We start from the raw sequence: 12,903 nt of genomic DNA, 5'->3' as shown, positions 1-12,903 counted from the left end.
TGATCGGACTTTGAAGTCCAACCATGCCCGGTTTTCAGTGTGTGCTTGTATATTCCGTCCTTAAACCAGTTCGCTTTCGTATTGCAACCCGATGTGTGCGGGCGGGTAACTCAGAATGCGGTTGAATTCGGTAATGGCCTGATTGATCTGTCGTTGCGTGATTCCGCTGTATTCCATCAGAAGAACTTTGGCCTGTTGTGCGCTGGACCGCTTCATTTTCCAGTATTGCGGGTGATTAACCCCGATAGGTGTGCGAAAGTATTTTTCTTTGGGTTCGCGGATCAAAATCTCGCAGTCCGTATCGCGCTGCGGGTTGTCGTGGAGGAAGTAGCTTTTGACAACAACTTTGACTTCCCTTCCACTTCTAAGTTGAAAAATTTTCTCGTGAATCATGGCTTGTTTTTTTAAGAATTAAGGATCGATGAATATGCTGGACTGCTGATGAAGTTTCCGGCTTCCTTAAAACTTTCATACCAGCAGCGTCTCTGAAACTTTCACAAACTTCGCTGCTACCCCCGACATTTCATTAAATTGATTAGTAAACGGTCGATTCGATGAGCGTCCGGTAACACACTGATTAACAAGCAAGTAAATTTACGTATTCGTCAATCGATTACGTGTCCTACAAACTGTGCAGTGTTGTCCAAAATCTTCCCGCCCCGCCGGAATCCGAGCCCGCATGCCTCGCCGGCAATGAACACGCCTGCCTGGTAGGTATGGCCCTCCGCATCGGTCGGAAGAGCGACATACTCCTGGTAAATGCGCGACTGACCGTCGTATTCACCCGCAGCGGTTTCCATTATCTTGCCGCTTTCATCATGAATAGCAACATTGGCACCCTCGCGCCCAAGCAACACCTTGCTCACCGATTTCTTATGAGGCAACACGTCGCTATCGGTTTGTAGCAACAATGGATGATATGGGTAAAGGTCCCACAGGATTTTCAGGATGTATTTGGATTGGAACAACAAGGTATAAGCCGGGTTCAGGATCACCGCCTTCCTGTTCTTCCCAATCTCGGTCAACATTGCCGCCAGTTCCGGCTCGTCGGCGCCGATGTGCTCCCAGGGTACCAGTTTGAACCAGAAATCAAACCGGACGAAATGCCCGTGCTCCGGCTCCTGGTAAAATATGCCTTCGCCATTCGAAAATTCCACATCGTCGATGTATGCGAATTCGACGTCGAAGCCTGCCTCTTTCGCCGCTTCCATTAATACCGCCACATTGGTATCATCCTCGGGATAGCCACGCATGGCCGAGAAAAGCATCGAAGGCGTCAGATCATTGTTTTCTTCCTTTAAATAAACAAATTGACCCACTAACGTCTCAAAAAGTGTATTGAACTGCTTCGATTCGTCCATCCCGTTCATCCGCAAATGCGCCCATTGCACGACCGCAGTCTCCGGAATGCAGGTAGCCGTATCGGCATTGAATTCGATCAGTTTTACCGGCTCGTCGTTAAATCCTCCGGCGAGGTCGAAACGGCCGTAGAGGTGGATTTGCCGGTCGTCATTCCATGAAAGCTGGATGAGCTCAACCAGATTTTCGGGAATACCCATTTCCTGAAAGAGGTTGTTGTCGATGGCATATTGCCCCGCCTCGATCAGCATATCATATAATGTACCCGCAGCCTCATAATAGCTTTCGGCCTGCTGCTCGGCCACGATTACCATATCATTCACGACATATGGAGCGGTGTCCGTGCCCAGCGCCCAATCCCAGCCTGCTTTCTGCAATGCAGCTTGCGGCGGATTGGGCAGTGATTTTAATCTTACCATATTTGAGTTAATAAGTTTTACCCCCCGCTTCTGCCCGACGACCTTCCAAAAAAGCCTTTGCGGCCTCCCGCGGGCCTTGTTGTTACCGTCCGCACCGAGCGGGAAGTTTCCACGCCCAGGGCTGCGCTGCGTGAGCTCGCATACGCGCCCGGGTTGGCGTAATACGACCTGCTTCGCTCCGCGCCCATCCTGTCGCGGTAATTGTTCATGTATCCATAGGACGAATTACGTCCAAGCAAATAGCCCATTCCGCCGTAAAGCAGCATGCTCGAAAGTCCGCTGTGGTAGCCCATATGCGGGTTGGAACGGATTTCCTGATCGATCAGCGCCTTGGCCGCCATGGGGTTCAGCGTGTCTTTATGACCGTCGAGGTACGAAACGATCGCCATAGAACTATCGGCGGCGACATTTTCCTCGCTAATGATCTTGAACTCGCCCGGGCTCACTTCCTTAATATGCGACCGGATGCCTTTGCCGTAAGTTGTTTCTTCGTAACTGTATTCCGATTCATCATCATTCGAAGAACAGGAAACGAGCCCCGTACCGGAGAGCAGCGCCAACGCCAGTGCGCCGCCCATACTGATGTCTTTTACCTTCCTGATAAAAGAACCCTTTCGTAACTCTGTCATAATGTTGGTTTTCTATTGAGGATTTTTCAAAAGTAATGCATGAAAAGCGGGAGCCGCCCATGAATCGTGTCAATGGTTTTTCCGGTGGATATCGCAACCTATGGACTTACAGGCGGCAAAAAAAATCGGGCATAGCCGGTAGCTAACCCGGCTATGCCCAATGTACATTAACCAACAATAATATCAGGCCTTTTTCGCGATTTTCTCGATCGCGCCTACCAGCTTGTCCAGGTCGCTCGTCTTCGTGTACACGTGTGGCGTCACGCGCACGCAATGGATGTTTTCCCAGTTGATACCTACCGTATGGATCTGATAATCTTTCATCAGCTTGCCGTCGAGTTCCTCGGGCTTCATGCCTTCGATGGTCACACCGGCGATGGCGCAGGAGAATTCCGGTTTCAATGAAGTGTGGATTTTCACACCCGGGATCTGAGCGGCTTTTTCGGCCCAGTATTTCTTCAGGTAATGAATGCGGTCTTGCTTGCGCTTGTTGCCGATGCCTTCCTGGAAATTAATGGCCTCTCCTATCGCCTGCTCAATCGGGAAGCTGCGCGTGCCGAGCGTTTCAAACTTGCGGATATTGGCGCTTTTCGGCTCGCTATTACAGAGCAACGGCCAGATTTTCTCAATTTTATCCTTCTTAATCCACATCATACCACTTCCAACGGGCGCACTCAGGAACTTGTGCAGGCTGGTACCGAAGTAGTCGCATTCCAGGTCGGGAATTTTATAATCGAGCAAACCAAATGTATGTGCACCGTCGCAAACCACCTCGATGCCTTTGGCATGTGCCATTTGGGCGATCTTCTTCACGGGCATGATCTGCCCTACCCAGTTGATAATGTGGGTAACGTGGATGATTTTGGTTCTGGGCGTGATCGCATCAGCATAGGCCTTTACAATCTGCTCGTCGTTTTCAATAGGGAAGTCAAAAGAGAGTTGCTTGTAAACCAGCCCGTCGCGCATCTGGCGCTGTTTCCAGGCTTGCACCATATTCGGGTAATCCTGCAAGGTGCCGATGATTTCGTCTCCTTTTTCGAGCGGCAGACCAAAAATGATGGTATTCAATGCTTCCGTCGCATTGCGGTTAATCGCGATTTCCTCGGCGTCGGTGCCCGCCAGCTTGGCCAGTCGCTGGCGGAGCGGTTCACGGCCCTTGTCGATAATGCGCCACATATAATAGGATGGACCCTGCGCGGCTGCCTTGTTGTACTTGTCCAGCGCCTCCTGCACCACCATCGGCGAGGGTGATACGCCTCCGTTGTTGAGGATAATGATTTCGCTTTTGCTGGCGGTGTAAGCGTCCTGGATTACCGACCAGTATTCTTCATTGCTTTCGCTGGCGGGATTCCAAAGTTGTTCTGCTTCCAGGAATTGCCCGGCGTGGAGCTGGTTGAAAAGGCTGTTGATCCCGAAAGCACCCATACCAAGGGCAGCACTCTTCCGGAAAAAAGAACGGCGGTTGCTCATAAAATTTTATTTAAGGAATAGTAATGGAGTGAAGTACAATATATTGAATATCTACTTCAAATCCCAATTATTCAACCCCTAAGCCGTCTTTCACAGTAGCTTCTTTCAGCCACTCGTAGGTATTGGCGGGCATTGGAAGGCCATCGACATCGAGTTGGAGGAACATCAAATGCAAGTGCGTCGGCGAACGCTTCTGGTAAGCATTGTAACCCGAACGGCCCATTTCCGAGATCTTGTCGCCCGCATTGACCCACTGCCCGGGCTGCACTTCCACGATATTGTTGTGGGCGTAATAGAACAGGCCGTCGAGGCACGGATCGTAAATCCAGATCCAGTTGCCGCCGCGGTACTCGCTGTCGTATTTCCAGCTGGTTTCGGTCGCCAGCACGATGCCCGACGTGAATGCGAGGACGTCGATCGGCTGCCAGGTGCGGTCGTCGAGCACGTCCTGGTCTTTATCGCGTACAAAAAGGTCGTGCGCGGGGTGACTACCGGAAACACTGCTATCAAAAAGGTCGAAACCATTGGCCCGGTACCCGCGGCCTCTTGACCCTATCGATTCCCTTACCGCATAACCTCTGACCGGGTAAACGAAATAAGATGAGTCGATAGACCGGCATGTATCCCTTCTGAACTCTGCTCGGAGGTTACGCATTACGGCGCCGAATGCCGCGCGCGCCGAATCGGGTGAGATCACATTATCGCGGATATCCATCTGGATTTGATGGAAAGCTGCGCAGTATTCTGCAATTTTATCGGAAGATTCACTCTGGTTTGTCAAACCGGCCAAACAAATCACCAACACAATCCCGGCAATTCTTTTAAATGTCATCCACAATGCGTTAATCAACCCCTTTTCTTTCACTTAAACCCAGTTTTTGAGGAACGATAGCGAGAAGGCTCACTAATAAAAAAGTCTTGCAAAGGTACCCGTTCTATATTAAATAAATGCAGAGAAGTTCTTTATTGGTCAAACACTAAAATCAGATTACAATGCAAAAACGTCGTTTTGGACGAACTGGCTGGGAAGTCAGCGAAGTAGGTTATGGAATGTGGGGCTTAGCGGGCTGGACGGGCTCCGATCGCAAGGAAACGGACGACTCCCTGGACCTGGCTGTCGAATCGGGTGTCAATTTCTTCGATACAGCCTGGGGTTATGGCGAGGGCCTGAGCGAGCGCATTCTTGGCGAGCTGATCAAGCGTTATCCCGACAGAAAGCTTTATGCCGCCACTAAAATTCCACCTAAAAACCGCCAATGGCCGTCGCGCGCCGAATACGCGCTGAAAGATGTGTTTCCCGCCGATTACATTGTGGAATACACCGAAAAAAGCCTTCAAAACCTCGGTACCGAGCAGATCGACCTGTTGCAATTCCACGTGTGGGAAGATGCGTGGGCAGAGGAAGACGAATGGAAAGAAGCCATTCAAAAACTAACGAAAGAGGGAAAAGTAGGTGCGTGGGGCATCAGTATCAACCGCTGGGAGCCGGACAATGCATTGAAAACGCTCGAAACCGGCCTGATCGACGCCGTACAGGTTATTTACAACATTTTCGATCAGGCGCCGGAGGATAATCTCTTCCCCCTTTGCCACAAACTCGACATCGGTGTAATCGCCCGGGTGCCTTTCGACGAAGGGACACTAACCGGCACATTGACGAAGGAAACGACATTCCCGGCCGACGACTGGCGTTCCACCTATTTCGTACCCGAAAACCTGAATGCGAGCGTCGACCACGCCGAGGCATTGCGTGCCGACATTCCGGCAGGTATGACGATGGCGGAGCTCGCTTTGCGTTTCATCCTCAACAACCCCGACGTGCACACCACTATCCCAGGTATGCGCAGGCTCCAGAATGTGCGCGCGAACGTGGCTGTAAGCGACGGCGCGAGGCTCGATGCGGCAGTGGCCGAAAAAATGAAGGCCCACCGCTGGGACCGCCAGCCTACCAAGTGGTCGCAATAGTTATTTAAACAAAATGCCTTCCATTACCGGAAGGCATTTCGTTTTTCAAAAGGGAAATATCAACGATACAATTTGCTATCGACCGAAAACCGGCCCGGGCCTGTGAGAAATAAGGCAACATAAGGAAAGAGGAACAGCAGCGCGTGTTCCTTCATATCGAACGGATCTTTGGCGTGTATGATCGTCGCCACCACCACCATCGTAATGATCAGCGGAATGAGTGCCGCCCGCGTTCCCAGCCCCAGGATCACGAGAATCGAACAACCGAACTCGGCGCAGATCGTCAGTACATAGGAAAGTTCCTCGCCGATCCCGATCGGGTCGGCGAATGAGTGGTCGCCGCCAAGGAATGTGGTAAGCTTCGCGTAACCGTGCGTGAGCATGAGGCATGACACCCCTACCCGCAGGATCAGCACCGCCCAATCCACCGGAGCGGGCAGTTTGATCGGTTTCAAAAATCTTTTGAGCATAGTGAGTTAAATTGGTTTAGCTATCCCGAAGATAGTTTCTTAATCCATTCGCTGTAACCGAATTTTTAATTTCCATATATCAAGTTTTATTTTTAGGTTTGTCTAAATTTATATTCAGATAAAAATAAATTTATAATTCGGCCATACTATGAAACTACGCATACTGTTCCTTTTCAGTTGTTTGCCATTCGGCGCCTGGGCGCAGTTTTCGCTTTCAGGGAAAATTTCACTCGAAGGCCAGGCCGATCCCGCATTCGGTGCGTCGGTTTATATTAACGAATTAAAAACCGGTACTACGGCCGATACCGCGGGTTATTTCCGCCTTGCAGGCATTCCCAAAGGAACCTACACTTTGCGCGTCAGCTATGTGTCGCTGCCTACGATCACCGAAAAAAATGTGCGGATAGACCGGGACGTCAGAAAGGATTTTGTGATGAAATCCGGCGCAAATGCATTGGAAGAGGTGGTGGTAACCGGAACGATGAAAGAAGTTTCGAAGCTCGACAGTCCGGTGCCCGTCGACATTATTACTTCCAAATTCATTTACAAAAATCCCGTCCCGAGCATTTTTGAAGGACTGAGCTATGTAAACGGCGTGCGGCCGCAGCTGAATTGCAATGTCTGTAACACGGGCGATATCCATATTAACGGCCTCGAAGGGCCCTACACCATGGTGCTCATCGACGGCATGCCGATGGTGAGCGGACTTTCGACGGTTTACGGGCTTTCGGGTATTCCAAACAGCCTGATCGAGCGGGTAGAGATCGTGAAAGGACCTGCGTCTACACTCTATGGTTCGGAAGCGGTGGGGGGCTTGATCAATATTATTACTAAAAATCCTTCCAAAGCACCCGTGTTCTCGGCCGACGTATTCAGCACCACGTGGCGCGACTATAATGTAGATTTAGGTGTGAAATTTACACCGTCGGAAAAGAGCAGTTCGTTGCTGGGTATCAACTATTTCAACTATCAAAATCCTATCGACAACAATGGCGACGGTTTCACCGACCTGACGCTTCAGAAACGCATTTCGATCTTCAACAAATGGTCATTCGACCTGAAAAACAACCGGCGTGCCAATGTGGCTGCCCGGTACTATTATGAAGACCGCTGGGGCGGGCAGATGCAATGGAACCGCTCTTACCGCGGTGGCGATGAGGTTTATGGCGAGAGCATTTACACCAAACGTTTTGAATTACTGGGCAACTACCAGCTTCCGCTCACTGAAAAAGTTACATTACAATACTCTTTCAGCTCCCATAACCAGAACTCGGCTTACGGCCATGTGCCGTTCAATGCTGACCAGAAGATCGCATTCGCGCAGTTTTTGTGGGATAAGGAAATCGGCAAGCACAGCCTGCTGATGGGAACACCTTTCCGCTATACCTTTTATAATGATAACACGACGGCTACCCGCTACGCCGACGGCCAGGACCATGCCGACAAGATTTATCTCCCCGGCATATTCATTCAGGACGAGATCAAAAGCGGCCGGCATGCCATTCTCCTGGGCGCGCGGTACGACTATAACAGCCGCCACGGAAGCATTTTCACGCCGAGAGCCGCTTACAAATACAAGTTTAATCAAACGGATGTGGTCCGGCTGAATATCGGTCGCGGCTTCCGCATTGTAAACCTCTTTACTGAAGACCACGCCGCATTGACCGGCTCGCGCGAAGTCATTTTGAAGGAAGCATTAAAACCCGAACAGAGCTGGAATGCGAACATCAACTTCGTCAAGAAAATCGTAACCGGCAATTCATTCATCGGAATCGACGCTTCGGTATTTTACACCCATTTCACCAACCGCATCCTGCCAGACTACGATACTAACCCGAACGAAATCATCTACGACAACCTCGATGGTTATGCAGTTTCCAAAGGCATTAGCCTGAACCTCGATTTTAACTTTCCTTTCCCATTAAAAATCATCGCGGGCGGCACCTACATGGACAACTTCCAGAAGGAAAACGGCGTGCGTTTCAGGCCGGTACTGACCGAAAAATTCACCGGAACCTGGTCGGTTTCTTACGAAATCCAGAAAGCCGGGCTCTCATTCGACTACACGGGAAACATTTACGGCCCTATGCGCCTGCCGATCCTGGGCAAAAACGATCCGCGCGCCGCAAACTCGCCGGTATGGTCTTTGCAGAATATCCAGGTGACCAAAAAGTTTGACAATGGACTGGAAATTTATGGGGGAGTCAAGAACCTGCTCAACTTCACCCCGCCCGCCAATTCGATCGCCCGCGCGAACGATCCGTTCGACAAAAACGTAAAATTTGACGAACAAGGACAGGTAATTGCTACCCCCGACAACCCTTACCGGCTAACATTCGATCCGTCGTATGTTTTTGCCCCAAATCAGGGCATCAGGGCATTTTTGGGAGCGAGATACACGCTCAGATAGGTTGAAGGCGCGATATTAAAAAATGTCGCATGAAATGTTATTATATAACTTTTCGAAGATTACAAATATTCAGTGTATTGATATTCATTGGTTTGAATAATTTTTGATTGTATCTTTGAGCCATCAACCAATTAACACTACCAATTATGGCATTAGCAAAACAGTTTGTAAAAAGTAAGTCTGTTTTCAAAGTGACGTTTACAGTTCCTGCCGAGGCGGCTTCCGACGCGAAGAAAATTGCCCTCGTAGGTGAGTTCAATGGCTGGAATCCTGAAGAAGCAATCGCATTGAAAAAACAGAAAGACGGTTCATTCAAAACCAGCCTCGAACTGGGAGCCGGAGAATACCAGTTCCGTTACATTCTGGATGGCGAGAAGTGGGAAAATGACTGGGAGGCCGACAAATATGTCCCCGCCGGTGTAGATGCTACCGAGAATTCAGTAGTAGTTCTCTAATCGATTTGGAATACCATAAAAAACCGGAAAGCGTTGATGCTTTCCGGTTTTTTATGGGCTCAATATGAATATCCGCTATCAGATCGCGAAGCTGTCGCTCTCTACATAAGCCTTGATCAGCGCTTCTTCTCCTTCCTTTCCCTGCTTCGAATTTCCGTGTTCCATCCCCATGATGAACGACTTCCCTTCTTTCTTGCTACGGTCGTAGATGTATTTGAATATGTTTTTATAGTTGATCTCGCCCGTTGTCGGCTCTTTACGGCCGGGCTCGTCTCCGATCTGGAAGTAATCGATCTCGCTCCACGTCCGGTCGATATTATAGAGCAAACGCCCTTCATTCTTTTGCATGTGATAAATATCGTACAGAATCTTGCACGACTTGCTGTTCACTCCGCGACAGATTTCGTAAGTCTGGTCGGACGTTCTCAGGAACAAATTAGGTGAATCGCTCAACGGTTCGAGTACCATTACCAGCCCGTGCGGTTCGAGGATTTCGGCACCTCGGCGCAGTGCGTCGATCACGTGGCCCGTTTGCACGCCAATTGGCAGATTTCTTTCAAAATCACCGGGAACGACTGTCATCCATTTTGCATTCACACGTTTCGCCACTTCCACGGCCTTTTTACAGCCATTGAGAAAGATGTCGATATATTCCTGCTTTCCTGCTGCGAGCGTATTGGCACCGTTACCGCCTTTATCCACGACAAACACGCCCATTTCCATTCCTAAACGGCTCATTTCTTTGGCAATAGCTTCCTGCTGCTCCACCGGACGGCCCATCATACCGTTGTCTTCCAATGCCATGAACCCCTGGTCTGCCATAAATTTAAGCTGGTCGATCACGTCCTTTCCGGCGCTGTTCTGGAACATCCCGAAGTGGGAAGCATATTTGAGCTTAAACTTGTTTTTGGCCATAGGAGCGGCGCCCAATGCATCTCCTGCTGCGATTGCGGCACCAGCCAAACCAAGGGTAGATTTTACAAAATTTCTGCGGAGCATAAATGTTTCGATGTTTTTGTTTCAGATTGTAAAGATGTACAGTCCTGAAATATACCCCAAAATCGCCTCCGAATCTTCGTCCTACCGGTCTTTTCTGCGTTTTCTACGCTCTTTCTTGCCACTTTTTGGCTCTTCGGCAGGTGCGGCCACGACTTCCTCCACAGGTGGTTTGGGTAAATAGGGAGCCAACTGCACCTTGATCTCTTCGCGGAATGCATTCTTCACGCCTTCCAATGCAGCCTCTTTCACTTCGCCGTCGATCTGGTCATTCCTTAGCAATTTCACTACCGCTTCCTCGCCCGGCCAGCTCGCGCCCAGGTAACGCGCTGCATTCTTCCGCACGCCGATCGATTCGCCCGCATTCAGCATTGTGGAACGCAGCAGGTAAACCGATTCCGAGCTGCCGACGGTTTGAATGGAAGCCAGCAATGCGGATCTTTTCGCTTCATTCATTCCTGCAAGCTTTTGGGTAACGTATGAAATCCCCGCCTGTTCGAGCAGCAATGCTCCGGCGTCGCGACCGATCACCTCGTCGGATTTGCTCAATGCGAGTTTCAGTAAACGGTCATTCTCCGATTCCAGCTCATAGCGGGTCATCAGATCGATGTAATGTTCGGTACCGTAGGTCTCGTCGAGTAGCTTGTTCAGCGCCGTCAAGCCTTGCTGGGAGTTGGTTACAAATGATTTATCCAAATGCAGCAATGCAAGTTTACTCACTTCGATGCGGTCCGAAGACGGGACATTCAAAACGTTTAACAATGCCTGCGTTTTCTCATAACCCGCATGAAAGAAATCGAACGAGCGGAAATAGCGAAGCCTGCTTTTGAAACTCACCGACGTATCAGCCGCCAGCTCACTCAAATAGGGAATGGCCTTCCGGGTACGCGCGAGCCAGATAATATCTTTGCCTGAGTCGCTCAACCACGGTTTTGGGCCCTGCCTTTCCAGCCAAGCCGGGAATAGCCGCTCCCATTGGTCAAAAGCACCGATACTGAGCGCTTCCACAGTCCAGCGGTCGTTGCCTTTGTATTGTTTCGCCAATTGCAGCCATACGTCCAATGCTTCATAGGTATGGTTGTGATTAATGGCCAACGCGCACTCGCGACGTACCTGCGGGTCTTTGTCCGAAGTGAGGCGCTTGATATATTCCGTCGGATCGCTGTTTCGCTGACGTACGGCGCGTAATGCGGTAATGCGCAGGTTCGGGTTCAGTTCACGGAAACCGATGTCCAGGTTCCGGTAGTTAAAACCCTCAATGCGGTTGAGTACCCACAACGCGCGGGCGCGGAGTTTTGGATTTCCATTATATAACCTGAAAAGTTCTTCCAAAAACGGCTCCGCCGCCCAGCCATGCTTTACACACGCATTCCACGCGAGGTAACGCTGCGACAAGTTGGGACTTTGCAATGCTTTCACAGCCTGTTCGGGAATCGAGAGGTCGAACACCGGCATTTTATAAGGCGTGCCGGTAGGCGCAACACGGAAAATGCGGCCTCGGCTGCGGTCTTTCATTTTATTCGAACCCATCACCGGATCATACCAATCGGAGATAATGAGTGAGCCATCGGGCGCCACGCAGACGTCCGTCGGCCTGAACCATTTATCACGCTTGCCTTCGATAATGGGCAGAATACCCGTTGATTTATAACCTGCACCCTCATTCTGTACCGGAAACGCGCTCACATACCCCTGGCCGGCATCAGCCAGCAGAATCTGATCCCAATAGCGGCGGGGAAGCAAATCACCCTCATAGATCGTCATGCCCATTGGAAAACCGGAACCGGTTTCCAGCAAATCGGGCACCACGCCCGGGTCATTCTGATGCCAGTGGCGGCGCGGGATTTCGTCTTCCAGGTTCGTACGGTTGAGCCGCCAGCTTGCACCGGTCATCTCATCGATATATCCGAAATTACCATTCTCCATCACATAAGAGACCCGGTCACCGCCATTGCCTGGCTCCTCCTGGTCGGACTGCCACATGGTACCGTAGCTGTCCACCGCCACCTCCCAACCATTCCGGAAATTTTCGGCCATGACCTCGACTTTGGTAAAATCCTGCTCGCAGCGGAACACCACTCCTTGTTTATATTGCCTGAAATCGATCTCCCTTTCGTATTTATCAAGCAGCGGGCGGTCCTGGCCGTCGACCAGCTGCCGGCCTGCATTGCCGAAGTTGAAATAAAACTTACCATCCGGCCCGAAGACGAACGCATGCACACCCGCATCGTTCTGGGTACCGCCGATTCCTTTGAAAAGAATTTCCTTCGTATCCGCCTTATCGTCGCCGTTGGTGTCTGTGAAAAGCCACACGTACGGGCTCTGTGAAACGATCGCCTTATTGCCCATTACCCAAATCCCCAGCGGTGCATTGAGCTCCGGGCCCTGGTAAAATACCTTGGTAACATCCGCCTTGCCATCGCCGTCCTTATCCTCCATGATCACGATCCGGTCGCCCTGCCCGAGCTCCGACTTGCCATTCACATTCGGCCGGTAATTGTACGCCTCGCACGCCCACACGCGCCCGCGATGGTCGACATCGATATTGATGGGGTTAATCACATTGGGCTCCGAAGCAAAGAGCGTCGCTTCGAGTCCCTCGGCCGCCTGTACGCCCGCTACCGCGTTTCGCGAGAAGCGACGTTCGGTATCCGACAATGCCGCGTAGGCACTATCCGGATTGACAACCACCAATGAATCAACAACTTGACTAAAACCTTGAAATGAAAG

11 protein-coding genes are annotated in these 12,903 nt (G+C 50.7%); 3 read left to right on the top strand and 8 right to left on the bottom strand.

The genetic code is table 11. From position 1 onward, the window contains the following. Positions 1-60: 60 nt before the first annotated feature. The 5 genes from BMW93_RS08245 to BMW93_RS08225 all read right to left on the bottom strand — a co-directional run bounded on the left by BMW93_RS08245 (position 61) and on the right by BMW93_RS08225 (position 4,709). Positions 61-393 (bottom strand): hypothetical protein, encoded by a 333-nt coding sequence (locus BMW93_RS08245; RefSeq protein ID WP_090374746.1) that lies wholly within the window; start codon positions 391-393, stop codon positions 61-63. Between the two features lie 212 nt (positions 394-605). Next, the gene (locus tag BMW93_RS08240) at positions 606-1,778 is read right to left on the bottom strand and encodes a glutathionylspermidine synthase family protein (RefSeq protein ID WP_090374745.1); all 1,173 of its coding nucleotides are present in this window, start codon (positions 1,776-1,778) and stop codon (positions 606-608) included. A gap of 17 nt (positions 1,779-1,795) precedes the next feature. After that, positions 1,796-2,407 carry a hypothetical protein gene (locus BMW93_RS08235; protein WP_090374744.1) on the bottom strand — a complete coding sequence of 204 codons (612 nt, stop codon included), beginning with the start codon at positions 2,405-2,407 and terminating at the stop codon, positions 1,796-1,798. A gap of 183 nt (positions 2,408-2,590) precedes the next feature. After that, on the bottom strand, positions 2,591-3,877 hold the full coding sequence (locus tag BMW93_RS08230) for an aminotransferase class V-fold PLP-dependent enzyme (RefSeq protein ID WP_090374743.1): 1,287 nt from the start codon (positions 3,875-3,877) through the stop codon (positions 2,591-2,593). A gap of 67 nt (positions 3,878-3,944) precedes the next feature. Continuing rightward, the gene (locus tag BMW93_RS08225; protein WP_090375071.1) at positions 3,945-4,709 is read right to left on the bottom strand and encodes a M23 family metallopeptidase; all 765 of its coding nucleotides are present in this window, start codon (positions 4,707-4,709) and stop codon (positions 3,945-3,947) included. Between the two features lie 161 nt (positions 4,710-4,870). Here BMW93_RS08225 and BMW93_RS08220 point away from each other — a divergent pair, with 161 nt between their 5' ends. After that, a complete protein-coding gene (locus BMW93_RS08220; RefSeq protein WP_090374742.1) occupies positions 4,871-5,842 on the top strand; it encodes an aldo/keto reductase in 972 nt (323 codons plus the stop codon). 59 nt (positions 5,843-5,901) lie between these two features. Here the strand turns inward: BMW93_RS08220 and BMW93_RS08215 are convergent, their stop codons facing one another. After that, positions 5,902-6,312 carry a DoxX family protein gene (locus BMW93_RS08215; RefSeq protein WP_090374741.1) on the bottom strand — a complete coding sequence of 137 codons (411 nt, stop codon included), beginning with the start codon at positions 6,310-6,312 and terminating at the stop codon, positions 5,902-5,904. A 148-nt stretch (positions 6,313-6,460) separates the two neighbouring features. Here BMW93_RS08215 and BMW93_RS08210 point away from each other — a divergent pair, with 148 nt between their 5' ends. Beyond that, entirely contained in the window at positions 6,461-8,722 is a 2,262-nt protein-coding gene (locus BMW93_RS08210; RefSeq protein ID WP_090374740.1) for a TonB-dependent receptor, read from the top strand. Positions 8,723-8,868: 146 nt separating this feature from the next. After that, positions 8,869-9,177, top strand: a complete 309-nt coding sequence (locus BMW93_RS08205) for an isoamylase early set domain-containing protein (RefSeq protein ID WP_090148260.1) — start codon at positions 8,869-8,871, stop codon at positions 9,175-9,177. Positions 9,178-9,255: 78 nt separating this feature from the next. Here the strand turns inward: BMW93_RS08205 and BMW93_RS08200 are convergent, their stop codons facing one another. Continuing rightward, positions 9,256-10,176, bottom strand: a complete 921-nt coding sequence (locus tag BMW93_RS08200) for a hydroxypyruvate isomerase family protein (RefSeq protein ID WP_090374739.1) — start codon at positions 10,174-10,176, stop codon at positions 9,256-9,258. An 81-nt stretch (positions 10,177-10,257) separates the two neighbouring features. Then, positions 10,258-12,864 (bottom strand): PVC-type heme-binding CxxCH protein, encoded by a 2,607-nt coding sequence (locus BMW93_RS08195; protein ID WP_229240317.1) that lies wholly within the window; start codon positions 12,862-12,864, stop codon positions 10,258-10,260. Positions 12,865-12,903 lie beyond the last annotated feature (39 nt).

Origin of the sequence: Dyadobacter sp. SG02, assembly GCF_900109045.1 — a bacterium.
Classification (GTDB): Bacteria; Bacteroidota; Bacteroidia; order Cytophagales; family Spirosomataceae; genus Dyadobacter.
The sequence above is the reverse complement of the archived record's forward strand: the minus strand, read 5'-3'. Positions and strand labels throughout refer to the sequence as shown.

Excerpts from the sequence above, each read along its gene's own strand:
- BMW93_RS08245 (WP_090374746.1), bottom strand. The coding sequence starts at position 393 with ATGATTCACGAGAAAATTTTTCAACTTAGAAGTGGAAGGGAAGTCAAA.
- BMW93_RS08240 (WP_090374745.1), bottom strand. The coding sequence starts at position 1,778 with ATGGTAAGATTAAAATCACTGCCCAATCCGCCGCAAGCTGCATTGCAG.
- BMW93_RS08235 (WP_090374744.1), bottom strand. The coding sequence starts at position 2,407 with ATGACAGAGTTACGAAAGGGTTCTTTTATCAGGAAGGTAAAAGACATC.
- BMW93_RS08230 (WP_090374743.1), bottom strand. The coding sequence starts at position 3,877 with ATGAGCAACCGCCGTTCTTTTTTCCGGAAGAGTGCTGCCCTTGGTATG.
- BMW93_RS08225 (WP_090375071.1), bottom strand. The coding sequence starts at position 4,709 with ATGACATTTAAAAGAATTGCCGGGATTGTGTTGGTGATTTGTTTGGCC.
- BMW93_RS08220 (WP_090374742.1), top strand. The coding sequence starts at position 4,871 with ATGCAAAAACGTCGTTTTGGACGAACTGGCTGGGAAGTCAGCGAAGTA.
- BMW93_RS08215 (WP_090374741.1), bottom strand. The coding sequence starts at position 6,312 with ATGCTCAAAAGATTTTTGAAACCGATCAAACTGCCCGCTCCGGTGGAT.
- BMW93_RS08210 (WP_090374740.1), top strand. The coding sequence starts at position 6,461 with ATGAAACTACGCATACTGTTCCTTTTCAGTTGTTTGCCATTCGGCGCC.
- BMW93_RS08205 (WP_090148260.1), top strand. The coding sequence starts at position 8,869 with ATGGCATTAGCAAAACAGTTTGTAAAAAGTAAGTCTGTTTTCAAAGTG.
- BMW93_RS08200 (WP_090374739.1), bottom strand. The coding sequence starts at position 10,176 with ATGCTCCGCAGAAATTTTGTAAAATCTACCCTTGGTTTGGCTGGTGCC.